We start from the raw sequence: 25,516 nt of genomic DNA, 5'->3' as shown, positions 1-25,516 counted from the left end.
CATGGCGGATGCGGCGATCCGGACCGGCACCAAGGCGGCGGGCGTCAAGGCGACCCGCAATCCCGAGGCGAGCCGCGCCCGGATCCTGGAAGCCGCGCGCATCGAATTCGTCACGCAAGGGCTGAACGGTGCCCGGGTCGACCGCATCGCCGAGCAGTCGGGCGTCAACAAGAACCTGATCTACCACTATTTCGGCTCCAAGGACGCGCTCTACCTCGAGGTGCTCGAGCGGATCTATTCGGGCCTGCGCAAAAGCCAAGAGGATGACGACGTGCGCGGCCTGGCGCCGCTCGACGGCATGCGCCGGCTGGTCGGCAACACGTTCGACCATTTCGTCGCGACCCCCGATCTCATCCGCCTGATGAGTATCGAGAATATTCACTACGCCCAGCACCTGAAGAGCTCGACCACGATCAAGCCGCTCTATGGCGGCCTCTTGGACACGCTCAGGACGCTGCTCCGGCGCGGCCAGGCCGAGGGTGTGTTCCGTGGCGAGGTCGACGAGGTCGATCTCTATCTGTCGATCTCCGGCCTCGCCTATTTCTTCCTGTCCAACCAGCACACCCTGTCCTGGCTTCTCGATCGCGACTTCGTCGCGGCGAAGCGCGTGGCCGGGCGTCGACGCCATGTCGTCGAGATGGTGCTGAGCTATTTGACGCACATTCCGCCGGACGAAGCGGGGGGCGTCGAACCAGAGGTGATCACGTCGGAGGACGGACAATGAAGAGAGTGTTATCGGCGGTCGCGGCCCTGTCGGCCGTGGCCTTGACGGCTTTTGCGACTACGCCGGCCCGGGCGCAGCCGGCGGCGGCGCCGGACAAGCTGTCGGTCAGGCTCGATTTCTCGCCCTGGGGTGTCCAGGCGGCGATGCACCTGGCCAAGAATCGCGGCTGGTTCCGCGAGGCCAATCTCGACGTCGACATCCAGGACGGCCGCGGCTCGGGCAACACCATCCAGCTGGTCAATGCCGGCCAGGCCGATGTCGGCCAGGTGCAGGTTGGCCTCGTCGGTTCGGCGCGCGCCCAGGGCGCCAATATCCGGGCGATCGCGACCTTCCAGCGCCGCACCGACCTCTGCATCCTGGTCGACCGCGACGCCCCGATCAATCGCGCCGCCGACCTGCGCGGCAAGACGGTGGTGGTCTTCGCCGCCAGCCCCTGGGCGCCGTTCATCGATCTCTACCTCCGCGCCGGGGGGCTCACCCGCAACGACCTGAAGGTCGATTTCGTCGATCCGGCCGCGCTCTGGGGCACCTATACCGCCAAGCGCGCCGACGGCCTGATGTCGACGGTCGGCTCGGCCCTGCCGATCGCCGACCGCGCGCGTCCCTCCAAATGCCTGCTCGCGGCGGACGAGGGCATCGCCTTCCCGAGCTATGGGCTGGTCGCCCGCGAGGACACCATCCGCGCGAAGGGCGCGGCGCTGCGCCGGCTGATCCAGGTGCAGCAGCGGGCCTGGGAGCACCTGCGAACCAATCCCGATGACGGCGTCCGCGCCATGATCGCCGAGCGGCCGGATGCCCGGCTCGACCCGGAGGTCCTGCGCGGCCAGATCAAGCTGACCATCGACTATTTCGATACCCCGGCCTCGCAAGGTCGGCCGATCGGCTGGCAGGCCCGCGAGGACTGGGAGGCCGCGTTGAAATCGATGGAGGCGGCTGGCGTCGTGCGCGCCGGCTGGACCGTCTCCGACTATTTCACCAATCAGCTGGTCGAGTGACCATGACCTTCCAGACGCCAGCACCGGCCGTGACGGCGGCTTATGTCGCCGTCCGCGGCGTCGGCAAGACCTATATGTCGCCGCGCGGACCGGTGCCGGCCCTGCTCGGCATCGATCTCGACATCCGGCCCGGCGAGTTCGTCAGCGTGGTAGGTCCGTCGGGCTGCGGCAAGAGCACGCTCTTGAAATGCGTCGCCGGCCTGGAAGAGGTCTCGACCGGCGAGATCCGGGTCGGCGGGGCGCCGCTCGACGGCCCGCCGGAGAAGCTCGGCGTGGTGTTCCAGCGCGACGTGCTGCTCGACTGGCGCACCGTGCTCGACAATGTCCTTTTGTCGATCGAATTTCTCGGCCTGCCGCGCCCACGCTATCGCGATCGGGCGCTGGCGCTGCTCAACCGCTTCGGGCTCGCGGGTTTCGAACATCGCTACCCCTGGGAGCTGTCGGGCGGCATGCGCCAGCGCGCCTCGATCTGCCGGGCCCTGCTGGCCGATCCCGAACTGCTGCTGATGGACGAGCCCTTCGGCGCGCTCGACGCCATGACCCGCGACGACCTGAATATCGAGCTGGCGCGGATCTGGCAGGACACGCGCAAGACCCTGCTGTTCATCACCCATTCGATCGCCGAAGCGGTGTTCCTGTCCGACCGGGTGGTGATGATGGGCAAGGCGCCGGGCAAGATTCTCGACATCATCGACATCGACCTGCCGCGGCCGCGCTCGCTGGCGATCCGCGAGAGCGCCGGCTTTGCCGCCTATACCCAACGCATCCGTCACCATTTCGCCGAGCTGGGGATCGTCAAGGAATGATGCGCGCGCTGAAACGCCTGTTCGCCGCCGACAACGAGGTGCGCGACGTCGTCCTGGTCCTGGCAGCTTCCCTCGTGCTCTGGGAGATCGGGGTGGCCGTGTTCCATCCCTCGCCCTTGATCCTGCCGGCGCCCTCGGCCGTCTTCTCCGCCTTCATGGAGACGCCCGGCCTGTTCATGCGCCATCTCGGCTTCACGCTGGCCATGACCTGCGTCGGTTTCGTTCTTGCCGTGGCGCTGGGCATCGCGCTGTCGGTCGGCATCGTCTATTCGCCGTTCCTGGAGCGCACGGTCTATACCTTGCTGGTCGCGCTCAACTCGATCCCGAAAGTGGCGCTGGCGCCGCTCTTCGTCATCTGGCTCGGCACCGGCACCGAGCCCAAGATCGCCATTGCCCTGATGCTGGCGATCTTTCCCATCGTCATCGACATGGTGCTGGGCCTGCGTTCGGTCGATCCCGACATGCTGCATCTGGCCCGCGTCTCCAGGGCCTCGCCTTGGGCCGTGCTGTTCAAGATCCGCTTTCCCTGCGCGCTGCCGAGCCTGTTCGCCGGCATGAAGGTGGCGGTGTCCTTCGCGCTGGTCGGCGCCATCGTCGGCGAATTCGTCGCCGGCAGCCAGGGCCTCGGTTTCCAGATCCTGGTGGCGCAGGGCCAGTTCGACACCACGCGGGTCTTCGTCTCGCTGCTGCTGCTCGGTATCGTCGGCACGATCCTGTTCTTCCTGGTCGACTTCGTCGAGCGGCTGCTATTGCCCTGGCACGTGTCGCAGCGCGCCCGCCAGGGCCAGTCCAGGCACGTATGAGCGACCGGGACGCATCGCAGCCGCGGGTCTTGCTGGGCATCGCGGCGCTCGTCGCCACCGGCGCGCTCTGGGGCAGCAATCACGTCGTCTCGCGAGCGGTGCGCGATGTCGTGCCGCTGCCATCGATGGTGTTCTGGCGCTGGGCCATCGGCGCGACCATCCTGACGCTGATCGCGCTGCCGGCGCTGCGCCCGGCCTGGCCGGCGATCCGCGCGCGCCTCGGCGAACTGATCGTCGGCGGCGTGGTCGGGGTCGGCATCTTCTCCTATCTCCTGATCGGCGGCGCCTATCGCAGCATCGCCATCGAGGTCGGTTTCATCAATGCGACGACGCCGATATGGGTGGCGCTGCTGGGCCTGAGGATGGGCGAGGGCCGCGTGCCGGCCGCCACCTGGGCGGCGCTCGCCATCGCCTTTGCCGGCACGCTCCTGATCATCACCAAGGGCGATCCCGCCGTCATCGCGGAGCTCGACTTCAACCTCGGCAATCTCCTGTCGCTTCTGGCCGCCATCACCTTCGCCTGGTTCTCGCTTCGCCTGCGCGACTGGACCCGCACCATCGATGCGCTGCCGCTGTCGGTGGTCACCGCCTGGTCGGCCTTGCTGCTGGTGTTCCTGCCGGTCTATCTCATCTGGCTCGCCGGCGGCGGCCCCTGGCTCGTCTGGCCGGGAGAGAGCCGCGAGGTGGCGCTCGGCGCCATCGCCTATGTCGCGCTCGGCCCGACCATGCTCGGCAACCTGTTCTACCTCTACGGCGTGGCCACCAACGGCCCGCAGCGCGCCGCCGTCTTTCTCTATCTCAGCCCGGTCTTCTCGGCCGGCTTCGCCATGATCTGGCTCGGCGAACAGCTCGCCTGGTTCCATGTCGCGGGTTTCGTCGCGATCGTGGCGGGGCTGGTGCTGCTCAACAGGGGCGGGAGGGTGCGGGTGAAGCCGGCGTGAGCCTTGCGCCAGTCGCAAGCAATCCGCCAGAGCTCGCGCTGGAACCCCTACGTCACCCCCGGCGAGCCAGAGCAGAAGCCCTTGCTTCTGCGGAGGCGAGGGAAGGGGGTGACGTTAAGGCTTCACGTGCGAACTTGAGAACCGCTAGCCGATGCGCAATGCCGCCTCGTCCCCACCTCACTCCCCGAAGCCAGCGCGCTTCAGCCGGGTGATCGCGAGGTCGAGCGCCGACAGGAAGGCCGAGCGGTCGCGCGGCGAAAACGGTTTCGGCCCGCGCGTCATCTCGCCGGCCGATCGCAACCCGTCCATGAGGTTGCGGGTGGCGAGCGACATGCCGATCGAGGTTTCGTCGAACAGTTTGCCAGTCGGGGCGAGCACCACGGCGCCGGCCTTGACGCCGCGCGCCGCCAGCGGAATGTCGGCGGTGACCACCACATCGCCGCGCGTCGCGCGCTCGGCGATCCAGTCGTCGGCGATGTCCGGCCCTTCGCTGACCACCACGCGGTGGATCCACGGTTCACGCGGCACCGCGATCGGGCTGTTGGCGACGACATGGACCTCCAGTCCATAACGCCCGGCGACGCGATAGACCTCGTCCTTCACCGGGCAGGCATCGGCATCGACGAAGACGGTGATGCGCTTCGGCGCGGCCGCGCCCGACGGTTCCGTCATCGCGCCGGCCTCACCGGCCCTTGCGGTGCTTGAAGCCGCCGCGCTCGGCCTTGCCGGTCGGGCGCTGTGGCGGACGCTTGCCCGAAGGCCTGCCGTCGTCCGAGCCGAAGGGCTTGCCTTCGGCCTTGAACGGCTTGCCCTCGCGGGCGGGCTTGGCGTCCTTGAAGGGGCGGCCTTCCTTGAACGGTTTGGCGTCCTTGAACGGCCGGCCTTCGCCCTTACCATACGGCTTGCCCGCCGGCTTGCCGGCGAATTTCCGGGCCGGCCCCGCGGGGCCGCGCTGGCCCGGGGCCTCGGTCATCGGCTCGATATAGATGTCGTCGGCATTGGCGCGCCGGACGCTGATGGCGAATTCCTCGGCCACGGCTTCCGACACTTCGAATTCGGTGACGTCGTCGAAGATCCTGATCGCGCCGATGTCCTGGCGGGTCACCTTGCCGCGCCGGCACAGCATCGGCAGGATCCATTTCGGGTCGGCATTGTTGTCCCGCCCGGCATCGAGCCGGAACCAGGCCATGCCGGCCGACGAACGGGCCGGCCGGTCGTCGTCGCGGTCCCGTCCGGTGTCGCGCTCGCGTGCGCCGCGCGGCTCGCGGCCCATGCTCGGCATGGTCACCTCTTCCGGCTCCGGCAGGCGGCTGCGCAGGACGCGTGCGAAGGCGGCGGCGATGTCTTCGGGCGATTTGTGCGCGAGCAGCGTCGTCGCCATCTCGCGGTCTTCCTCGCTCGGCTCGTCGGTGAGCATCGGATCCAGCAGCAGCCGTTCGCCGTCGAGCTTGCGGATCTCGTCGGCGGTCGGCGGACCCGACCATTGCGCCCGGATGCCGGCATTGGCGAGCAGCGTTTCGGCCCGGCGGTTGCGCGCCGGCGGCACGATCAGCACGCTGATGCCCTTGCGGCCGGCCCGGCCGGTGCGGCCACTGCGATGCTGCAGGATCTCGGCGTCGTTCGGCAGTTCGGCATGGATCACCAGGCCGAGATTGGGCAGGTCGATGCCGCGCGCGGCGACGTCGGTGGCGACGCAGATGCGGGCGCGGCCGTCGCGCAGCGCCTGCAGCGCCATGTTGCGCTCGTGCTGGCCGAGTTCGCCCGACAGGAACACCGCCGAGAAGCCGCGCTCGACCAGGATGGACTGGAGGTGGCGCACCGCGTTGCGGGTGTTGCAGAACACGATCGCGCTCGGCGATTCCACCTGCCGGAGCACGTTGACCACCGCATGCTCGACCTCGTTGGGCACGACGCGGATGGCGCGATATTCGATGTCGATATGGCCGCCGCGCTCGCCGCGCGAGGCCTCGATCCGGAAGGCGTTGCGCTGAAAGCGCTTGGCCAGCGTCACGATGCCGGCCGGCAGGGTGGCCGAGAACAGCAGGGTCCGGCGGTTTTCCGGCGTGGTGTTGAGGATGAATTCCAGGTCGTCGCGGAAGCCGAGATCGAGCATCTCGTCGGCCTCGTCGAGCACCACGGCCTTCAGGCTGTAGGGGTTCAGCGCGTTGCGTTCGATATGGTCGCGCAGGCGGCCGGGGGTGCCGACCACGATATGGGCGCCCTCGTCGAGCATGCGCCGCTCGCGCCGGGGATCCATGCCGCCGACGCAGGCGACCACGCGGGCACCGGTCTGGGCATAAAGCCAGGCGAGCTCGCGCTGCACCTGCAGCGCCAGTTCGCGCGTCGGCGCGATGATCAGCGCCATCGGGTCGCCGGCCGGCGCGATCCGCTCCTCGTCGCCGAGCAGCGTGTTGGCGAGGCCGAGGCCATAGGCCACCGTCTTGCCGGAGCCGGTCTGAGCCGAGACCAGGAGGTCGCGGTCGAGCGCCTCCGGGCCCAGAACCCCGCTCTGCACCGGGGTGAGGTCGGTATAGTCACGTTCGGCCAGCGCACGCGCCAGCGGGGGGGAAATCGGAAGTTCCGTCACGAGGATCGATGCCTTCTTGGGAGGAGTGTGGGTCGAGGTCGACCCCAAATGCTCACCGCCGCGGACCGAGCCATTGTCGGTCCAAGATCAAACTGTATCGTGGCTCCTAAGCCAATTCGGCCGAAAATGCCATGGCTTGTTTGTGCGCTGCGAAACGTGGCGGGGCGAGCATGAGGCCTTTGCGCCGCGCCGACGGCGTTTCGCGGGCCATGCCCTCAGGCTATAGGGCTGCGATATCTTCGGCGTTGAACGCCGGGGTGCGGCGACGCACCTTCATGCCAACCGAAAGAATGGGAGGACGTCATGGTCGAGGGTCGGGCCGCGCTGACACGGCGGGGGTTTGGCGCAATGGCGCTGGCCGGCATCGCCGGTCCGGGTTTCGCGCAGGGCTTCCCCAGCCGGCCGATCTCGGTGATCGTGCCCTTTGCCGCCGGCGGCGGCGTCGACGTCACCATGCGCGTGGCGGCGGAGGCCGCGGGTGACCTGATCGGCCAGCGTTTCGTCATCGAGAACCGCGGCGGTGGCGCCACCATCACCGCGACCAACGCCGTGGTGCGCTCGGCGCCCGACGGCTACACCGTGCTGACCGCGCCGACCACCATGGTGATCAACGCCGCCTCGCGCGAAAACCTGCCGTTCAACTGGAAGACCGACCTCGTGCCGGTCTGCATGATCGCCAAATTGCCGCTGGTCGTGGTGGTGCGCCCGGATGCGCCCTATTCGACCATGAAGGAGTTCGAGGCCGCCGCCCGGACCGCGCGCGACCCGATCACCTTCTCGTCCGGGGGCACCGGCACGGTCGCCCATCTCGCCGGCGAGCTCTATGCGCTGCGCACCGGCGTCAAGCTGCAGCACGTGCCCTATCGTGGCGAGGGACCGGCTTTGTCCGACCTGCTGGGCGGTTCGCTGAAAGTGTCGTTCGCGACGCTCGCCTCGGTCTCCGGCCAGATCGAAGGCGGGACCGTCAAGGCGCTGGGCGTCACCACCAAGGCGCGCACCAGCATGCTGCCCAATGTGCCGACACTGGCCGAACAGGGTTATGCCGACTACGACGTCTCCGCCTGGCTCGCGGTTGTCGCCCCGCGCGGCACGCCGCAAGAGGCGGTCGATGCCATGCAGAAGGCCTTCTCAACCGTGCTGGCGACACCGGCCATGCGCGAGCGGATGAAGGTTCTGGGCGCCGATCCGATCCCTGGCACGGCCGCCGAACTCGCCGCCTTCATGGACAAGGAGGCTGCCCAATGGGCCGAGGTCGTGCGCGCCATCGGCCTGAAGCCGGAATAGGCGGGAAGGCCGACCGATGCTCGCGCTGCGCAAATCCGAGGCTGCTCCCGGCGTGATCCTGGCCGATGTGCCGTTGCCCCGTCCGGCCGGGGCCGAGGTGATCGTCGCGGTCGAGGCGGTGGGCATTTGCGGCACCGACCTGCATATTGCCGACTGGACCGGCGGCTACGAAGCCATGGCCAGCGCCATGCCGGTGACGCTCGGCCATGAATTCGCCGGCCGCGTCGTCGACGGCGCGGCGAGCGCGCCGGGCCGGCGTGTCGTCGTGCGTCCCTCGGTCGTCTGCGGCGCCTGTCCGTCCTGCCTCGCTGGCCGCTCCGAACGCTGCACCGGCCGTACCGGCATCGGCATTCGCCGAGACGGCGGTTTCGCCGCGCATGTGGTCGTGCCGGCGATCAACTGCATTGCCGTTCCCGATGGCCTCGATGCCGAGATCGCCGCCCTGACCGAACCGATGACCGTGGCCGCCGAGGCCGCCGACCGTGCCATGATCCGGCCCGGCGCGCGCGTCCTGATCCTCGGCCCCGGACCGATCGGGCTCGGCGTGGCGCTGTTCGTCGAGGCGGCCGGCGCGACCGACATCGTGCTGGCCGGCCGCGACGACGCGGCCCGTTTCGCCTGCGCCCATGCGCTCGGCTTTTCGACGACGGTCGATGTCGGCGACCGCCCGCTGATCGGGGCGCTGCGCGACTGCGGCCAGGACCAGCCCTTCGACGTGGTCATCGAGGCGACCGGCGTGGCCGCGCTCATCCCCGAAGCGCTCGGCGTGCTCGACCAGGACGGCACCCTCGTGGTGGTCGGCATTCACTCCAGGCCGGCCTCGCTCGATCTGACCAGGCTGGTGCGTGCCGGCCAGACCCTTCGCGGCTCCTACCGCGCGCCGATCGCCACCTGGTCGCGCGTCATCGAACGGCTCGCCGCCGAACCGGAGCGTTTCCGCATGTTGATCACCCATCGATTGCCGCTGGCGGCAGCCCTGGATGGTTTCGCGGCCATGCGCGACCGGTCCGGTGTCAAGGTGATGATCGACCCTCGAACCGATGGCATCCGTTCATGAATCTCTCCGGCACGGCCTTCCTGGCGCTCTGGAACGGGGTGGCGCCGGGCCATCTCGACGCCTATCAGGCATGGCACGGCATCGAGCACGTGCCGGAGCGCCTGACCGTGCCGGGCATCCTCGCCGCCTGGCGCTACCAGGCCGACGATGGCGACGAGCCGGGCTTCTTCACCCTCTACGACCTTGCTTCGGTCGATGTGCTGCAGACCGCGGCCTACCAGCGGCTGATCAACCAGCCGAGCCCCGGGAGCACGCGGATGCGGCCGCATCTGACCCATTTCACCCGTATCGTCTGCCGCGTCGCGGCCGCCCGGCCGTCGCCCGCTGCCGCCTTCGTGGTGCCGCTGGTGACCGCGCGGAGCGACATGCCTGTCGGAGCCGTCTGCGCGCTGCAGCACGGCATCATTGCCGCCGATGCGCCGGGCCATCCGCTGGCGCGTCCGATGCCGAGCACCGGCTCGGTCCTGCTCGCCGATGCCGATGACCCGGCCCTGCTGCAGGCCGACATTGCCCGCCTGGACCTGCCGGACGCGGCCTCGACCCGCAGCTTCCGCCTGATCGGAACCTTTCTGCCGACGGCCTGACGGCGTGCCCCTGGACAGCCGCCGCCGATTCATGATGGTGCAGGCCCGACCAAGGCGTGGGAGCATGACATGAACCAGGACATCATCGAGCGGCTGGCCATCCGCGACCTCGTGCAGAACTGGGCGCTGTGGCGCGACGCCGGCGACTGGGACCGGTTCGCCACCTGCTGGCATCCGGACGCCCGCATGGCCGCGACCTGGTACCAGGGGCTGGCCAGCGACTTCATCAAGATGAGCCGCGAAGGCTGGGCCAAGGGCGTCAGCATCCTGCATTTCCTCGGCGGCACCGCGATCGACCTTCAGGACCACCGCGCGATCGCCCAGACCAAGATGACCATTTCCCAGCGCGGCATGGTGCATGGCGTCCTGTGCGACGTCGTCTGCACCGGCCGGTTTCACGATTTCATCGAGAAGCGCGACGGCGAATGGCGCGTGCTGTTCCGCCAGCCGATCTACGAAAAGGACCGGCTCGATCCGGTCCTGCCGGATGCCCGGCTGGCGCTCGATGCCGAATTGCTCGGCCAGTTCCCGGAAGGCTACCGCCACCTCGCCTATATCCAGACCCAGATCGGCTACACCGTGAAGCGCGACATGCCGGGCCTGCGCGGGCCCGAGGTCGAAGCGCTCTACCGGCGTGGCCGCGAATGGCTCGACGGGCGCCTGGCGGAGCCGTGGTGAGACAGTTTCGGATGGGCGCACGACGTCACCCCCGGCGAGCCAGAGCAGAAGCCCTTGCTTCTGCGGAGGCGAGGGAAGGGCGTCCAGGAGCCGCTTCACAGCGCCCGCAGTGCATATGTTCGGGTGATTTCGCAGCGTTGAAGTCGGCTCTCTGCAACTCCTGGACCCCCTTCCCTCGCCTCCGCAGAAGCAAGGGCTTCTGCTCTGGCTCGCCGGGGGTGACGTAGAGAATGCCGACGACCGCGTGGCTCACTTCGGCTGCGCCTGCTGGCGTCGCGTGACTTGTGTGCTCCGGTAGCCCTCCCGGGGGCGAGGTGAGGGCAGTGGTTCTATTGCGAGCCTCGAAGGACGACTGACCGACCTGGGGTGCTATTCGAGAACCTCCACCAGACCTACCTTGCTTTAGGCCCGAAACCCCGAGCACGAAGGACGAGACCATGACGATGACCTTGCCGCCGGAGGGTGGGCTGACCTTCCTCGATGCGCCCTCGGCGCCCGATCTCCAGGCCCTGTCGGCCCGTTTCGCCATCCTCGGCGCGCCCTGGGGCGTGCCCTATGGCATGCGCGGCATCGCCGGCGGCAACAGCGACGCGCCGCGCGCCGTGCGGGCGCGGTCGCATCGTCACGGCGGCTTCGCCGGTCATCATGACTTCGACCTCGACGCGCCGCTGTTTTCGGCGGTGGGCGCCGGCCTGGTCGATTGCGGCGATGTTGCCGGCGATCATCGCGACATCGCCGCCAATGGCCGCCGGGTGACCGAGGCGGTGCGCCTGATCGCCGGCCGCAACGCCCTGCCGATCGTCATCGGCGGCGACGACTCGGTGCCGGCGCTGGTGGCGGCCGGGCTCGATGGCCGCGGCCCGCTGCATGTCGTCCAGGTCGACGCCCACCTGGACTTTCGCGACGAGGTCAACGGCGAGCGGCATGGCTATTCGAGCCCGATGCGGCGCGTCTCCGAAATGGCCTGGGTCGAACGGATCATCCATGTCGGCCAGCGCGGCATCGGCAGCGCGCGGCCCCGCGACGTCGCCGACAGCCTGGCCGCGGGCAACCGGATCGTCACGGCGCGGCAGGTCGCGCGCGACGGCATCGCCTCGGCGCTCGCCCATGTGCCCGACGGCGCCAAGGTCTTCATCGCCTTCGATTGCGACGGGCTCGACCCCTCGGTCATGCCGGGCACGGGCTCGCCTTTGCCCGGCGGGCTCGGCTTCTACGACGCGGCCGACCTGTTCACCGGTCTTGCCCGGCGTTGCGACATTGCCGGCGTCGCCTTCGCCGAGCACAACCCCTCGCTCGACGTCAACGCCATCACCAGCCTCGGCATCGTCAGGCTGATCGTCAACCTGATCGGCACGGTCCTGCGCCGCGACTGAGCGCTTCAGACCGGGTGGACCGTGCGGTTCGGTTTCAGCTCGATGCGGGCGGTCAGGCCGCGCGGCGCATGGTCGGCGAGCACCAGCCGGCCGCCATGGCCTTCGGCGATGGCGCGCGCGATCGTCAGGCCGAGGCCGAAACCCGTGTCGTTGCTGAGCGTACGGGCGGCGTCGCCGCGGGCAAAGGGCTCAAGCATCTGATCGCATTCGCCCGCTGGAATGCCCGGGCCGTCGTCCTCGACCTCGATGGTGGCGAGGCCGTCCGGCTCGACCCGGAGGCGCATGCGGGCGGCGCCGGCATATTTCAGCGCGTTCTCCACCAGATTGGTCACCGCGCGCTGGATCTCGCTCGGCCTGATGTCGATGCGCAGCCGCTCCGGGCCGTCATAGGGCACGTCGACCCCCATGTCGGAATATTGGTCGCGGATCGCCATCAGGATGCTCGGCAATTCGGTCGGTGTCAGCGCTTCGCCGCTGCGGCCATCGCGCAGATAGCTGAGCGTGCCGCGCACCAGGGTCTCCATCTGGTCGAGGTCGGCGAGCATGCCGGCCTTCTGGCTCTGGTCGTCCATGAATTCGGCGCGCAGCCTTAAGCGCGTGATCGGCGTGCGCAGGTCGTGGCTGACGGCCGCCAGCATGCGCGTGCGCTCGGCGACGAATTTCGAGATGCGCGCCTGCATCTGGTTCATCGCATGCGCCAGCTGCCGCACCTCCTGCGGTCCCCGTTCGGGCAGGGCGACGGTGATGTCGTCGGCGGAATAGCGTCGTGCCGCTTCGGCGATCTCGTTCAGCGGGCGGGTCAGCGCCTTGGCGGCCCAGAGGCTCAGCAGCACCAGGCTGATGCCGAGAAAGACCAGGGTCGACAGGCCCGGACCGAACAGCGCCGCGCGCGAGGAGCGCGGCAAGGTCACCCGGAACGTGTCGCCGTCGCGCAGGCGCACCAGCAATTCCTCGGCGGCGTCGGGGCGCGGCTCGGCCATCGGACCGAGCGGCCAGACCGTCGCGCCGGGCAGGGCGCGCAGCCGGCGGAAGCCGCGTTGCAGGGGTTCCGGCTCGCCTGGTGGGGTCGTCGCCATGTCGCGGACGATCGTCACGTCGGTTCGGGCGCCGGCGAGATTGCCGAGCAGGCGGTCGCGCTCGGCCATCGGCGTCGCGTCGATCAGCGCCAGCAAAGCCGAGGCGCGGCCGGCAAGCTCGGCCGGATGGCGCGGCTTGAGGTCGCTGTTCGACAGGGCGAAGACGATGGTGGCGATGAGATGGAAGATCGCCACCGCGCCGATCACCAGCGCGGCGATCTGCACGGTGATCCGTTTTGGCCGGAGGTCGAAGCCGAGGCGCATCAGGCGACATCCACCTGCGGGGTGAACTGATAGCCGGACGAACGCACCGTCACGATGATGCTCGGTTCGTCGGCGCCGAGCCGGATCTTGCTGCGCAGGCGGCTGACCAGGATGTCGACGCTGCGCTCATAGGGCCCGACCGCGCGGCCCTGGGTCAAATCGACGATCTGCTCGCGGCTGAGGGTCCGGCCCGGCCTTTCGCAGAAGACGTTCAGCAGGTCGAATTCGGCGCTGGTAATGGCGATCCGCGTGCCCGTCGCATCCGTCAGGGTGCGCTGCACCGTGTCGATGGTCCAGCCGAGAAAGCGATAGTTGCGCGGGCCTTGCGGGCGCGCCGCGACCGAGCCCTCGGTGGTGCGGCGAAGCACCGCCCGGATGCGGGCCAGCAGCTCGCGCGGATTGAACGGCTTGGCGACATAGTCGTCGGCGCCGATCTCCAGCCCGACGATGCGGTCGAGATCCTCGCTGCGGGCCGACAGCATGATGATCGGGATGGCGCTGGCCGACCGCGCCCTGCGGCACAGGCTGAGCCCGTCCTCGCCGGGCAGCATGATGTCGAGGATCAGGAGGTCGAAACGATTGTCGGCGAGCAATCGATCGAAATCACGCCCGTCCGGTGCGACAGTCACCCGGAAGTTGTTGGTGCGCAGGTAGCGCGTCAGAAGCTTGCTGATCTCGCTGTCGTCTTCGACGATCAGAATGTGCGGCTGAGTGGACATGACCGTCTTATCGCGCAGCGAATTGATCCCTGGGACAAATTTATTGTTTCCGGTTGTTTCCATTCGAGACAGGGAGAAAACCGGAAACATATGCGGAAATTATGGTTAGCATTGCTTAACGCGTCGAACCCTTCCCTCTGACTGCTTGTAGCTGCGTATCGGTTCAGGGGAATTGGAGGGTCACATGACCTCGGTATCATCCGCATCATCATCACTACAGCATTTGCGTACATCACCGCGCGAGCGGCTGCAAAACGAACTGGCGTCCGAGGTGTCCTCGGGCCAGGTCGGCGCGGGCGATCAGGACGCCTTGTCGAGCGCGCTCGATTCCATCGACCAGGCACTGACGTCCGAACGGGCGTCCGATACGCCGGGCCAGCGCCTGTCGCCGCAGGACATGAAGAAGAAGATCGACGGCCTGATCGACCAGCAGACGACGTCGGGGGCGCTCACCGCGGACCAGGCGAACGAGCTGAAACAGGTCTTCCAGAATAGCTTCGGCAAGGGCCATCACGGCGGCCATGGTGGCGTCGGCGGTCCGCCGCCCGGCCCTCCGCCGGGCGACCCGTCGAGCCAGGACGGCTCCAGCACGAGCGACACGACGGCATCGTCGACGGATGCGGCCTCCTCGTCATCGGACGTGTCGAGCCTCATCCAGGATTTCCTGAAACAGCTGCAGGAGAACCTGTCGAAACAGACGAGCTATGGCGCGGACGGCTCCAAGCCGTCGTCGACGACCATTGCCCTGCTGATCAACCAGAGCGCCTGACCGGCGCCGGCTCCCGGGTGCGCATCCGGGAGCCGGAACTGCGAACACGCCAGGCCGGCATCACCGATTCGTGAGGACGCGGGGGTAACGGCTTGCGGCGGGGCGCCGTATGGCATCACATCTGAACGATGTGGAGCCCCAGCATGCTGCCGTGGAACGATCGGGCCGGACGGTTGTCCGTTCTCAAACTGGTCTTTTTCCTCGGCATTCTGGCGCCGGGCGCCTGGCTCATCCTGCAGGCGCTGACCGGCACGCTCGGCTCCAAGCCGGTGACCGAGGCGATCCACCAGTCCGGCGACTGGACGGTGCGGCTCCTGCTGGTGTCGCTGGCCGTCACCCCGTTCCGTTATGCGCTCGACTGGCCGAAACTGATCGCCATCCGCCGCATGGTCGGGGTCGCGGCGCTCGCCTATGTGGTCATTCACCTCGGGCTCTATGTCGTCGACCAGGCTTATGACCTGGCCAAGGTGACGAGCGAGATCGTCAGGCGTTTTTACCTCACCATCGGCTTCGTGGCGTTGGTCGGGCTGGCGGTCCTGGCGGCGACCTCGACCGATGCCATGATCAAGCGGCTGGGCACGGTCAGGTGGAACCGGCTGCACCGGCTCGTTTATGGCCTGACGGTGCTGGCGCTGCTGCACTTCTTCCTGCAGAGCAAGATCGACGTCACCGAGCCGAGCCTGATGGCGGGCCTGTTCCTCTGGCTCATGGGCTTTCGCCTGATGCGGCGTTTCGAGGTCGGCATCGCGCCTCTGCAGCTCGTCGGCCTGGCCGTCGCCGCCGCCGTCGCCACGGCGCTGCTGGAAACCTTGTGGTATGCGACCATGACCGGGGTCATGGCCTCGCGCGTCTTCATGGCCAATTTTTCCATCGATATCGGGCTGAGGCCGGCCGCATGGGTGCTGGTCGCCGGCCTCGCCGTCGCCTGCGTCAATCTCCTGCGCCGGCTGACCGGCGAACCGGACCGCGGTCGTGGCCGTAGCCGCCGGGTGCGGGAGCCTGTCGCCAGCGCCGCCGAATGACCATATGACTGTCCGAAACGGAGACCCGCGATGACCCGCACCGCCGAACCTGCCGCCCGCACCTTCCCTGTGAGCCATACCGACGAGGAGTGGCGCCGCCTGCTGACGCCCGAGCAATATGCGGTGCTGCGGGGCCACGGCACCGAGCGCCCCGGCAGCTGCGCGTTGAACTACGAGAAGCGCGCCGGCACGTTTTCCTGCGTCGGCTGCGGCCAGGACCTGTTCGTTTCGGGCAAGAAGTTCGAAAGCGGCACGGGCTGGCCGAGTTTCGACCGGCCGGTCGAGGGTTCGGTCGAGGAGACGGTCGATCGCAGCTACGGCATGGTGCGCACCGAAGTTCATTGCAGCAATTGCGGCGGCCACCTCGGCCATGTCTTCCCGGACGGCCCGCCGCCGACCGGCCTGCGCTACTGCATCAATGGCGTGGCGATGAACTTCAAGCCGGCCTGACCGGCAGTCGTGGATATCAGGGCCAGGCCCGGGCAAGACGATGTGTCGAGCGCACGACACACTGGTTTCACGTCGCGCGCTCCGAGCCTGGCGATCTGGCGCGCATTGCGCCCAAGAATTGCGCCCAAGAGAAGTCTCGTCGTGGCCGGGCTGGTCCCGGCCGGTCACGAATTCAGCCGCGTGACCGACCACCGCGTGGATAGGTTCGCGATCGCAGCCGATCGTGGGACGGCCGATCAAACCGCGTAATAACCCGGCTGGTCGATATCGGTGATGAGGTCCGGGCCGGTCGGCCGCCAGCCGAGCAGCGCCCGGGTGCGCTGGCTCGACGCAGCCATGTCGGCGCCGGCGAACGCGGCGAACCAGCCGAAATGCTCGCGGCCACGCGGCTCGACCGGCAGGCCGAGCCGGCGGCCGATCACCGCGGCGATATCCTTGAACGCCACGCCCTCGTCGGCGATCGCATGATAGGCCGCTTCGGTGGCGCCCTGTTCGAGTGCCTGCCGGTAGAGGCGCGCCGCGTCCAGCCGGTGCACGCCGGGCCAGCGGTTCAGGCCTTCGCCGATATAGGCCGACACGCCCTTGTCGCGCGCCATTCGGATCAGGATCGGGATGAAGCCATGGTCGCCGGCGCCGTGGACCGAGGGGGCGAGCCGGACAGACGCGGCACGCACGCCACGCTCCGCCAGCGCGCGCGCCGCCGCTTCGGACCTGCGCGGATAGGATGGATCGGGCACCGGCAGGTCCGTCTCGGTCGCCACCCGGCCCGGTGCGAGCTGCGCGACACCCGAGGTGACGAGGAGGGGGCGGTCGGATCCCTCCAACGCGCCGCCCAGTGTTTCGATGGCGCGCCGGTCCTGCTGGGCGTTCTCGGCGAACCTGGAGAAGTCGTGATTGAACGCGGTGTGGATTACCGCGTCCGCCGCCGCCGCGGCGCCGCGCAAGGCATCGAGGTCGTCGAGCGTGCCGCGCAGCACGTCCACGCCGGTCGCGGCGAGCGCGGCCGCCTTGTCTTCGGAACGGGCCAGGCCCGTCACCTGATGGCCGGCCCGGACCAGCTCCTCGACCACCGCCGAGCCGACCCAGCCGGTGGCCCCGGTTACGAATACGCGCATGTGCTTGATCTCCAAGATAGGATCCCAGCATTGTCGTCGCGCTGCCTATCCGGTTAAAGTAGTCACATTATCCCAGTATAATCACTAACAGGATGCGGGTCATGGCCGATGGCAATTCGCTCGGCGCCTATCTCAGGAACCGGCGCACCAAGCTGGATCCCGCCTCGTTCGGCTTCGCCGGCGGTCGGCGCCGGACGGCGGGCCTGCGCCGCGAGGAGGTGGCCCAGCGCGCCAATATCAGCGCGACCTGGTACACGTGGCTGGAACAGGGGCGCGGCGGCAGCCCCTCGGCCGATGTGCTCGACCGGATCGCCCGGGCGCTGACGCTGACCGAGGTCGAGCGTGAGCATCTGTTCCTGGTCGGTCTGGGCCGGCCGCCCGAGGTCCGCTATAGGGGGCGCGACGCGATCACGCCGCGACTGCAGCGCTTGCTCGATGTTCTCACCTGCAGCCCGGCGATCGTGCGGACCGCGACCTGGGATGTCGTCGCCTGGAACGCCGCCGCGACGGCCGTGCTCACCGACTACGGCGCGCTGCCGCCCGACCGGCGCAATATCCTGCGCTTGATCTTCTGCGACCCCCGCGTCCGCGCCGCGCAGTTCGATTGGCAAAGCGTCGCCCGTTTCGTGGTCGGCGCCTTCCGGATCGATGCCGCCCGCGCGGGCGCCGACGCCGAGGTGGCGCCGCTGGTCGAGGAACTCTGCCGGTCGAGCCCGGAATTCGCGTCGATGTGGCGCGACAGCAATGTGCAGACCCATGGCGACGGAACGAAGCACCTGCGCCATCCCCGGCTCGGACCGATCGCATTGGAATATTCCGCCTTCGCGGTGGATGGCCGGCCGGACCTCAGCCTGATCGTCTACAATCCGGCGACGCCGGCCGACCGCAAGCTCATCGAAACGCTGGTGACGGGACGTCCGGCAAGCGACTAGGCGGCGTCTTGGCCGATTGGCCGATAATGCCGCCTGGGACGACGCAGCCACCCTCGGGAAGGCCGCCCTCGCGGCGGAATGGATAAGATGGACCGCTCAGCCGATATTCTTGCCCGCCGCCTTTACGAGGCCGGCTGCCGAACCGCCTTCGGCATGCCGGGCGGCGAGGTCCTGACTGTGGTCGACGCACTTGCCGCGGCCGGCATCCGCTTCGTTCTCTGCAAGCACGAGAACGCCGCCGGCTTCATGGCCGAAGGCACCTGTCACAGGACCGGCGCGCCTGGAATTCTGGTCGCGACCGTCGGGCCCGGCGCCGCCAACGGCGCGAACGTGGTGGCGAATGCCCAGCAGGATCGCGTGCCCCTGATCGTGCTGACCGGCTGCGTCGATCCCGACGAGGCTTTGACCTATACCCACCAGGTGCTTGATCACCGCGCGCTGTTTCAGCCGATCACCAAGGCGACCTTCGCGCTCACCGCCGACGGCGCCGACGTCATCGCCGACAAGGCGATTGCGATCGCCACGGGCGACCGGCCCGGGCCGGTCCTGATCGACATCCCCATTTCAGTCGCCGATGCCGTACCGGCGCACCCGATGCGGTCACGCCATATCCCGGCGGCGGCGGTCGCACCGGCGGAAGCCGCGCCGCTCGCGCAAGCCCGGGCCTGGCTTGCCGAGGCGCGCAAGCCGGTGATCATCGCCGGTCTCGACGTCATGGGCCACGGCGCCGTCCAGGAGCTCAGGCACTTTGCCGAGACGTTCCAGATCCCGGTTGTCACGACCTACAAGGCCAAGGGGGTCGTGCCGGAGGATCATCCGCTGGCCGTCGGCGGCGCCGGCCTTTCGCCGCTCGCGGACAAGATCCTGCTGCCGCTGTTCGAGGCGGCCGATTTCGTCCTGGCCGTCGGCTACGATCCGATCGAGATGCGGACCGGCTGGCGCGATGCCTGGGATCCCGTCGAGCAGCGGGTGGTGGAGTTCGCCGCGGAGGCCAACCGTCACTACATGCACCATTCCTCGATCAGCTTCGTCTGCGATGTCGGCGAAGGCCTGAGGGCATTGGGCCGTGGCGTCGCACCCTGCCGGACCTGGGCCGCTGACGTCGCCACCGGGGCGCGGCAGGCCCACAAGGACGCCTTTGCGTCCAGGGGCCGCTGGGGACCGGCGGCCATTGTCGAGACCGTCAGGAACGTGTTTCCGCGGAACACTGTGGCGACGGTGGATTCCGGCGCGCACCGCATCCTCCTGAGCCAGCTCTGGGAGGCCTACGAGCCCGGCGGCCTGCTTCAGTCCACCGGCCTGTGCACGATGGGGTGCGCGCTGCCGCTGGCGATGGGCGTGGCGGTCGCCGATCCGCACACGCCGGTGGTCGCCTTCTCCGGCGATGCCGGCTTGCTCATGGTGCTCGGCGAGCTCTCGACGCTCGCGGAGCTGGAGCTGCCGGTGACCATCGTGGTCTTTGTCGACGCCTCGCTGACCCTGATCGAAATGAAGCAGCGGTCGCGGCAGATGCGCAATGGCGGCGTCGATTTCGGGCGGCATGATTTCGGCGCGATAGGGCGCGCCTTCGGGGGCGCGGGCGAAACGGTTGCGGATATCGGCGCGCTCGAGCAGGCCCTCCGGCGGGCCCGCGAGCGGACGGACCAGTTCACGCTGATCGGCGCGGTCATCGACCGGCAGGCCTATGATGGCCGGATCTGAGAGACGGCGGCTGGTCGGCCCTTCAGCAAAACCGCTTCCGCCCGATCGATTCGCGTGAGATGTCAGGACAGCAGTTGACGTTTCGCGAGGCATCGACATGTCCTTGGAAGAACCGGCCGGTCCCGCCGAGGTGTTCAACCGCGATCTCGCCCTGATCGACGTCGCGCGTGTCATCGTTTCCGCGGCGCTCACCATTGGCTCGGTGCTGCTGACCGCTTTCGGTTTCGTCGAGCGCGTGGTCGGCATCGACAAGATCGCCACCGACAAGCGCTATGCGCTGCTGGCATTGATGCCCGGCGCGGCCGCGCTGGCTTTCCTCGCCAGCGCCCTTTCGCTCGGAGCCATCTACGACGTGACCGTGCCGGCGCGCCAGGTCTCGACGCTGAAAAGGATGCTGCTGCGGGCCGGCGATCTCTCCGGCGCCTATGGCCTTTTCGCGCTGGTCATTTCGACACTGGTCGGCGTGGCGACCGTCATCGCGGTTGCGCTCTATGTCGATCTGAAGCTGATCGCCGCCTCGGTCATTGCCGGCGTGGCGGCTTTTCTCGTTGCCATGTTCGGCCTGCTGACGCGCACCTCGCGCAGCCGCCGCCTGCCCAATATCACGCTGGCCGTGGCGATCATCATGGTGATGCTGCTCGACCTCGTCACGCCCTGAACGGGCAGGGGCGCCGCCCCTGCCACATCGCCTCGCGGCGATCGCCTAAAGCACCAGGCCGCTTGCCCCGTCGATCAGGTGCATGTGGTTGAGATCGGCGGCGAGCCGCATCGCCTCGCCGTCGCGCGCGCCGGCATTCGGGTCGACCCGGCCGCAGAGCTGGGTGCCTTCGATGGCGAAATAGACCAGGGTCTCGTTGCCCATCGGCTCGATGACGTCGAGCTTGACCTGGAACGGTTCCTTGCCCGCCGCCATATGCGGGTCCGTCTCGGTGATATGTTCGGGCCTGAGCCCGAGCAGCAGCCCGTCCTTGCCGGCATGGGGCCGGTAGCGCGCGGTCTTGGCTTCGGGGATGGCCAGCGCGATCGTGTCGGTCAGGCGCACCCGCAGGCCGCCGCCCGTCTCTTCGATTCGGGCGGGGATGAAGTTCATCGCCGGCGAGCCGATGAAGCCGGCGACGAAGCGCGTCTTCGGCGCATGATAGAGCTCGTTGGGCGGGCCGATCTGCTCGATCCGGCCGTGATTCATCACCACCACCCGGTCGGCGAGCGTCATGGCCTCGACCTGGTCGTGGGTGACGTAGACGGTGGTGGTGCGCACCTTCAGATGCACCTTCTTGATCTCGGTGCGCATCTGAACCCTGAGCTTGGCATCGAGGTTCGACAAGGGTTCGTCGAACAGGAAGACCTTGGGGTGGCGCACGATGGCGCGGCCCATGGCGACGCGCTGGCGCTGGCCGCCCGACAGGGCCTTGGGCTTGCGGTTCAACAGTTCGGTGATGTCGAGGATACGCGCCGCCTCGTCGACCCGCTCCTTGATCTCGGCCTTGGGAAAGCGTTTCAGCCTGAGGCCGAACGACATGTTCTCGGCCACCGTCATATGCGGATAGAGCGCGTAGTTCTGGAACACCATGGCGATGTCCCGGTCCTTCGGCGGCACGTCGTTGACCACGTCGCCGTCAATGGCGATCTCGCCGTCGGAAATGTCCTCGAGCCCGGCGATCATCCTCAGGGTGGTCGACTTGCCGCAGCCGGACGGCCCGACCAGCACGACGAATTCATGGTCGGCGATGTCGAGGTTGATGCCGCGCACGGCCTCCACGTCGTCGTAGCGCTTGACGATATTGCTCAGGGTGACGCCTGCCATTGTTTCCTCTTCAACCCTTGGTCGCGCCGGCGGTGAGGCCCGCGATGTAATAGTCCATCAGGAAGGCGTAGATGATCAGCGGCGGGGCGGCGCCGAGCAGCGCGCCGGTCATGATCTGCCCCCAGTTGAACACGTCGCCCTTGATCAGCGTGGTGATGATGCCGACCGGCAGCACCAGCTGGTCGACCGATGTGGTGAAGGCGAGCGGATAGAGGAACTGGGCCCAGCTCACCGTGAAGGCGAAGATCGTCGCCGCGATGATGCCGGGCAGCGCGACCGGAATGAAGATGCGGGTGAGCGTCTGCAGCCAGCTCGCCCCGTCGATGATCGCCGCCTCGTCCAGTTCTTTCGGGATCGAGGCGAAATAGCCGATCATGATCCAGGTGCAGAACGGCACGGTCAGCGTCGGATAGACCACCAGCAGCACCCACCAGCGGTTCAGGAGCTGAATGCCGGTCCATTCGTGGAACACGGCGAACATCTTGAACAGCGGGATGAACAGCAGCGTGTCCGGCACCAGGTAGGTCAGGAACACGCCGGTCGCCAGCGTCGCCGATCCCCAGAACCGCATGCGCGACAGGGCGAAGGCGGCGGGAATCGAGATCAGCATGGTGATCGCCACCACGAAGGTCGAGACCACGGCCGAATTGCGGGCGAAGGTCAGGAACTGGGTCGAGGACAGGAGGTTGACGTAGTTGTCGAGGGTGGGGTTGAAGACCCACCAGGGATTGGTCGCCGCCGAAATCTCCGCGCTGCCCTTCAGCGAAGTGATGAACATGTAGACCGGCGGCACCAGGAAGAAGATGACGAACAGGGTCAGGAAGAAATAGGACCATTTCAGCGCCCAGGCGCGGTCCTTGCTCATGCTGCCATAGCCCGTCTTGCGGGTCGGCGCGCCCTTGTCGAGAACGGCTGCGGTCATCAGGCCTCGTTCCCCCGTTTGGTAATGTCGCGCAGGATGAAGATGGCGGCCACCGCCAGGATCGGCACCATGAACAGCGACACCGAGGCGCCGAGCGGAATGTCGCTGCCCTCGATGCCGATGCGGAACGCCCAGGTGGCGAACAGATGCGTCTGGTCCAGCGGCCCGCCGGCGGTGAGGATGCGGACGATGTCGAAATTGGCGAAGGTGACGATCAGCGAGAACAGTGTGGTGATCGCGATGATGTTGCGCATCATCGGCAGCGTCACGTACCAGATCCGCTGCCACCAGTTGGCGCCGTCGATGGCCGCCGCCTCGTAGAGCTGGTCCGGCACCGATTTCAGCGCCGCCAGATACATGATCATGAAGAACGGCGCGCCGTACCAGATATTGACCAGGATCACCGAGAAGCGTGCCCAGTTGGCATTGCCGGTCCAGGGGATCGGCCCGGCGCCGAAAAACGACAGGGTATAGTTGAAGGCGCTGTAGGAGGGGTCGAACAGCCAGAGCCAGGCGAGCGTGCTCATGGCCGGCGGGATCACCCAGGGGATCAGCAGCATGCCGCGCCATTTGCGCTGGCCCTTGGCCGGGATGTTGTGGACGAAATGGGCGACGATGAAGCCGATCAGCGCCTTGAAGATCACCGCGCTGACGGCGAACAGGCAGGATTGCCAGACCACCATCCAGAAGGTTTCGCGGGTGAACAGGAATTGGATATTGCCGAACGGGATATAGCCGCAAATGGCTTCGGGCAGCCATTTGCAGTTGCGCATCCAGGCCACGCTGGTCATGGATTTTCTCAACGTCGACAGGTAGATCGCATAGAAGGCCGGATAGACCACCAGCAGCAGGATCAGCACGATCAGCGGCAGTGCCATGAAGAAGGCGATGGTCGACTTGCGCTGCAGGAATTTGCGGAAGCCCGAGGGCCTGGCCTTCGCCCGCGGGCGCGCTGACGTAGGGGGTGAAGAAGACAGGGCCGCGTCAACCATGGGCCGCCTCTCGCTCTGACAAGTGAAGGTCACGCTTCCGCCGCCGGGCGGCGGGGCCCGGCGGGAAGGTGGTCGAAGAACGCCCTTCGCGGCGCCCCGAAGAGCCGGCCTCGAAAGGCTGGCTCGCAAGCCGGCTGGTCTTGGTTCAGCCGCGCAGGAACCCTTCGACTTCGCTGTCGGCCCAGGCGAGCGTCTTCTCCATGGCCTCGCCCTGCATATGGCGCACGATCATCTTGGTGAGCGTCGCCTGAGCATAGATCTGCTGCGCGATCTTGGGCGGCGCCGGCGACGCCGCGATCGACAGGATCTGATGATTGAACGGGTTGGGATAATGGTAGAGCGTGCCCTTCGGCGGCTCGGCGTCGGCCCAGGTCTTGAAGGTCAGGAATTTCTCGAAGGCCGGGATGTCGTAACCGCCCGAGGCCTCGACGAATTTCTCGGCCGCCGCGGCCGTCGACATGTGCACGAGGACGCTTTTCGCGGCGGACTTGTTCTGCGAGAAGCTCCAGATGTTCCAGAAATAGGGCAGGAACGGCGCGTAGCGGCCTTTCGGGCCCGACGGGAAGCCGTGATGCCACATCTGGTTGGCGACTTGAGGCGCGTCGCGCTTGGCCACGGCCCAGGCACTCGGCGGGTTCATCACCATGGCGCCACGGCCGGAGACGATCCACTTGTTGTTGGAGGCATCGTCCCAGGCGGGGGCGTCCGGCGGATAGAATTTCGCCACCCGGGCGCAATAGTCGAGCGCTTGCCGGACCGCGTCGGTCTTCACCGTCAGCTCGCCCTTGGCATCGACCAGCGAGGCGCCGAAAGCCTGGAAGAAAGCGCCTGCCGTGTCGACGGAATCGGTGGTCTCGCCGAGCCCCACGCCGAAGGCGAAGCCGGCCTTGCTGCAGGCTTCGGCCGCCTTGGCATAGGTCTCCATGTTCCAGCCGTCGGCCTTGGGTGCGGCGCCGGCCGGATACATCGCCTGGATGTCGATGCCGGCATGCTGCTTCAGGAGGTCGATGCGCGACACCGGGCCCTTGATCTGCGAGCCGATGGTGGCGGGCACGCCGAGCCATTTGTCGCCGAGCTTGCCGAGATATTGCACCGTGCCGTTGACCTGGCCGTTCTGGGCGATCAGCTGCGGCATGATGTCGTTGCAGGATTCCAGCTGCTCGGCATGGGCATGGGGCCACCAGGTCGGCATGGCCAGAATGTCGTGGCCGGATCGCGCCTGGGCTTCCGCGGCGATGGTCAGGAGGTTCTTGTTGCCCTGCGAGGGAATGAAGTCGATGCTGACCTCGACCTTCTCCTTGGCGGCCCATTCGTTGACGACGGCGCTGGCCGCCGCATTGGCGCCGGGAACCCAATGGTCCCACAGGCCGAGCGAAAGCTTGCCGGCGGCATGGGCGCCGCGCACATAGGGAGAAGCGAGCGCGCCCGTGGTCAGGGCGGTCGAGGTCGCCAGGAAGCGACGCCGGGTGACAGCGTTTTCGTACATCGGGTAGTCCTCCCTCTCTGCACGTACGGGAAGAGCCCGCGCGTGGTTTGCGTCCGGCTGTTCATTTTGCGGGTATCGGGGCGGCATCTCGGTTCAAGCGAGTGCGACCACGACCCCTCAGCTCAGACGACGCTTCCAGTAAACGCTAATTTTCGCAATCGTCCTAGATGCGAATCCGGCCGTCGGCAAAGAATTATACGCTTCGCAATCGCACAATAAGGGGCCGCTTGCTGGGCGGAATCTTCCTTGCGTTGCGGCAACAACAAAGGCTGTCGCGGCCGCCGTGCATGCGGGCCGCCATGCGCCGGCCACGGCGGATGCGAGATGGAGCAGTTTTCATGCTGCAACGCACGCGAAGCGATGGTCGCGCCGCGAGCAGTGAGCAAGGATTCGTCATATCAAGACAGCAGTGCTGTCGCATTCGTCCGGCGA

25 protein-coding genes are annotated in these 25,516 nt (G+C 67.7%); 16 read left to right on the top strand and 9 right to left on the bottom strand.

Going from position 1 to position 25,516, the window contains the following annotated elements:
* The first annotated feature begins 1 nt into the window (after position 1).
* The 5 genes from AC07WJ_RS32475 to AC07WJ_RS32455 are packed head-to-tail and all read left to right on the top strand — an operon-like array spanning position 2 to position 4,269.
* Positions 2–724 carry a TetR/AcrR family transcriptional regulator gene (locus AC07WJ_RS32475; RefSeq protein ID WP_494938865.1) on the top strand — a complete coding sequence of 241 codons (723 nt, stop codon included), beginning with the start codon at positions 2–4 and terminating at the stop codon, positions 722–724.
* The gene (locus tag AC07WJ_RS32470; RefSeq protein WP_494938864.1) at positions 721–1,719 is read left to right on the top strand and encodes an ABC transporter substrate-binding protein; all 999 of its coding nucleotides are present in this window, start codon (positions 721–723) and stop codon (positions 1,717–1,719) included. The genes AC07WJ_RS32475 and AC07WJ_RS32470 overlap by 4 nt, the downstream gene beginning before the upstream one ends.
* 2 nt (positions 1,720–1,721) lie before the next feature.
* Positions 1,722–2,525: an ABC transporter ATP-binding protein gene (locus AC07WJ_RS32465; RefSeq protein ID WP_494938863.1), complete on the top strand. Its 804-nt coding sequence runs from the start codon at positions 1,722–1,724 to the stop codon at positions 2,523–2,525.
* On the top strand, positions 2,522–3,328 hold the full coding sequence (locus AC07WJ_RS32460; RefSeq protein WP_494938862.1) for an ABC transporter permease: 807 nt from the start codon (positions 2,522–2,524) through the stop codon (positions 3,326–3,328). Before AC07WJ_RS32465 ends, AC07WJ_RS32460 begins: the two co-directional genes overlap by 4 nt.
* Positions 3,325–4,269 carry a DMT family transporter gene (locus tag AC07WJ_RS32455; RefSeq protein ID WP_494938861.1) on the top strand — a complete coding sequence of 315 codons (945 nt, stop codon included), beginning with the start codon at positions 3,325–3,327 and terminating at the stop codon, positions 4,267–4,269. The genes AC07WJ_RS32460 and AC07WJ_RS32455 overlap by 4 nt, the downstream gene beginning before the upstream one ends.
* 177 nt (positions 4,270–4,446) lie before the next feature.
* Here the strand turns inward: AC07WJ_RS32455 and AC07WJ_RS32450 are convergent, their stop codons facing one another.
* Positions 4,447–4,941: a YaiI/YqxD family protein gene (locus AC07WJ_RS32450; RefSeq protein WP_494938860.1), complete on the bottom strand. Its 495-nt coding sequence runs from the start codon at positions 4,939–4,941 to the stop codon at positions 4,447–4,449.
* A gap of 10 nt (positions 4,942–4,951) precedes the next feature.
* Positions 4,952–6,856, bottom strand: coding sequence for a DEAD/DEAH box helicase (locus tag AC07WJ_RS32445; protein WP_494938859.1), 1,905 nt, complete (start codon positions 6,854–6,856; stop codon positions 4,952–4,954).
* 303 nt (positions 6,857–7,159) lie between these two features.
* Here AC07WJ_RS32445 and AC07WJ_RS32440 point away from each other — a divergent pair, with 303 nt between their 5' ends.
* From AC07WJ_RS32440 to AC07WJ_RS32420, 5 genes are all read left to right on the top strand, one after another.
* Positions 7,160–8,140 (top strand): Bug family tripartite tricarboxylate transporter substrate binding protein, encoded by a 981-nt coding sequence (locus AC07WJ_RS32440; protein ID WP_494938858.1) that lies wholly within the window; start codon positions 7,160–7,162, stop codon positions 8,138–8,140.
* A 16-nt stretch (positions 8,141–8,156) separates the two neighbouring features.
* Positions 8,157–9,197, top strand: a complete 1,041-nt coding sequence (locus AC07WJ_RS32435) for a zinc-dependent alcohol dehydrogenase (RefSeq protein ID WP_494938857.1) — start codon at positions 8,157–8,159, stop codon at positions 9,195–9,197.
* A complete protein-coding gene (locus AC07WJ_RS32430) occupies positions 9,194–9,781 on the top strand; it encodes a hypothetical protein (RefSeq protein ID WP_494938856.1) in 588 nt (195 codons plus the stop codon). The genes AC07WJ_RS32435 and AC07WJ_RS32430 overlap by 4 nt, the downstream gene beginning before the upstream one ends.
* A 69-nt stretch (positions 9,782–9,850) precedes the next feature.
* A complete protein-coding gene (locus AC07WJ_RS32425; protein ID WP_494938855.1) occupies positions 9,851–10,459 on the top strand; it encodes a nuclear transport factor 2 family protein in 609 nt (202 codons plus the stop codon).
* Positions 10,460–10,896: 437 nt separating this feature from the next.
* Positions 10,897–11,832 (top strand): arginase family protein, encoded by a 936-nt coding sequence (locus AC07WJ_RS32420; RefSeq protein ID WP_494938854.1) that lies wholly within the window; start codon positions 10,897–10,899, stop codon positions 11,830–11,832.
* A gap of 5 nt (positions 11,833–11,837) precedes the next feature.
* On the opposite strand, the gene AC07WJ_RS32415 is transcribed toward AC07WJ_RS32420, so the two are convergent.
* Positions 11,838–13,172, bottom strand: coding sequence for an ATP-binding protein (locus AC07WJ_RS32415; protein ID WP_494938853.1), 1,335 nt, complete (start codon positions 13,170–13,172; stop codon positions 11,838–11,840).
* Positions 13,172–13,891 (bottom strand): response regulator, encoded by a 720-nt coding sequence (locus AC07WJ_RS32410; protein ID WP_494938852.1) that lies wholly within the window; start codon positions 13,889–13,891, stop codon positions 13,172–13,174. Before AC07WJ_RS32410 ends, AC07WJ_RS32415 begins: the two co-directional genes overlap by 1 nt.
* 184 nt (positions 13,892–14,075) lie before the next feature.
* On the opposite strand from AC07WJ_RS32410, the gene AC07WJ_RS32405 reads away from it, so the two are divergent.
* The 3 genes from AC07WJ_RS32405 (at position 14,076) to msrB (ending at position 16,132) form a co-directional block, all read left to right on the top strand.
* Positions 14,076–14,660 carry a hypothetical protein gene (locus tag AC07WJ_RS32405; protein WP_494938851.1) on the top strand — a complete coding sequence of 195 codons (585 nt, stop codon included), beginning with the start codon at positions 14,076–14,078 and terminating at the stop codon, positions 14,658–14,660.
* A 143-nt stretch (positions 14,661–14,803) separates the two neighbouring features.
* Positions 14,804–15,682, top strand: coding sequence for a protein-methionine-sulfoxide reductase heme-binding subunit MsrQ (gene msrQ / locus AC07WJ_RS32400; protein ID WP_494938850.1), 879 nt, complete (start codon positions 14,804–14,806; stop codon positions 15,680–15,682).
* 30 nt (positions 15,683–15,712) lie between these two features.
* Positions 15,713–16,132: a peptide-methionine (R)-S-oxide reductase MsrB gene (gene msrB, locus AC07WJ_RS32395; protein ID WP_494938849.1), complete on the top strand. Its 420-nt coding sequence runs from the start codon at positions 15,713–15,715 to the stop codon at positions 16,130–16,132.
* A 236-nt stretch (positions 16,133–16,368) separates the two neighbouring features.
* Here msrB and AC07WJ_RS32390 read toward each other — a convergent pair whose 3' ends face one another.
* Complete coding sequence (locus tag AC07WJ_RS32390; protein WP_494938848.1) at positions 16,369–17,247, bottom strand: SDR family oxidoreductase; 879 nt, start codon at positions 17,245–17,247, stop codon at positions 16,369–16,371.
* A 101-nt stretch (positions 17,248–17,348) separates the two neighbouring features.
* On the opposite strand from AC07WJ_RS32390, the gene AC07WJ_RS32385 reads away from it, so the two are divergent.
* The 3 genes from AC07WJ_RS32385 to AC07WJ_RS32375 all read left to right on the top strand — a co-directional run bounded on the left by AC07WJ_RS32385 (position 17,349) and on the right by AC07WJ_RS32375 (position 20,538).
* Positions 17,349–18,179: a helix-turn-helix transcriptional regulator gene (locus AC07WJ_RS32385; RefSeq protein ID WP_494938847.1), complete on the top strand. Its 831-nt coding sequence runs from the start codon at positions 17,349–17,351 to the stop codon at positions 18,177–18,179.
* Between the two features lie 87 nt (positions 18,180–18,266).
* Positions 18,267–19,880, top strand: coding sequence for a thiamine pyrophosphate-binding protein (locus AC07WJ_RS32380; RefSeq protein WP_494938846.1), 1,614 nt, complete (start codon positions 18,267–18,269; stop codon positions 19,878–19,880).
* A 97-nt stretch (positions 19,881–19,977) separates the two neighbouring features.
* Positions 19,978–20,538, top strand: a complete 561-nt coding sequence (locus AC07WJ_RS32375) for a hypothetical protein (RefSeq protein ID WP_494938845.1) — start codon at positions 19,978–19,980, stop codon at positions 20,536–20,538.
* Positions 20,539–20,583: 45 nt separating this feature from the next.
* Here the strand turns inward: AC07WJ_RS32375 and AC07WJ_RS32370 are convergent, their stop codons facing one another.
* From AC07WJ_RS32370 to AC07WJ_RS32355, 4 genes are all read right to left on the bottom strand, one after another.
* The gene (locus tag AC07WJ_RS32370) at positions 20,584–21,684 is read right to left on the bottom strand and encodes an ABC transporter ATP-binding protein (RefSeq protein ID WP_494938844.1); all 1,101 of its coding nucleotides are present in this window, start codon (positions 21,682–21,684) and stop codon (positions 20,584–20,586) included.
* 10 nt (positions 21,685–21,694) lie between these two features.
* Positions 21,695–22,606, bottom strand: coding sequence for a carbohydrate ABC transporter permease (locus AC07WJ_RS32365; RefSeq protein WP_494938843.1), 912 nt, complete (start codon positions 22,604–22,606; stop codon positions 21,695–21,697).
* A complete protein-coding gene (locus AC07WJ_RS32360; protein WP_494938842.1) occupies positions 22,606–23,598 on the bottom strand; it encodes a carbohydrate ABC transporter permease in 993 nt (330 codons plus the stop codon). Before AC07WJ_RS32360 ends, AC07WJ_RS32365 begins: the two co-directional genes overlap by 1 nt.
* A 145-nt stretch (positions 23,599–23,743) precedes the next feature.
* Positions 23,744–25,084: an ABC transporter substrate-binding protein gene (locus tag AC07WJ_RS32355; protein WP_494938841.1), complete on the bottom strand. Its 1,341-nt coding sequence runs from the start codon at positions 25,082–25,084 to the stop codon at positions 23,744–23,746.
* Between the last annotated feature and the right edge of the window lie 432 nt (positions 25,085–25,516).

This window comes from Phreatobacter sp. GW821-FHT04C01, assembly GCF_059420385.1.
The sequence above is the reverse complement of the archived record's forward strand: the minus strand, read 5'-3'. Positions and strand labels throughout refer to the sequence as shown.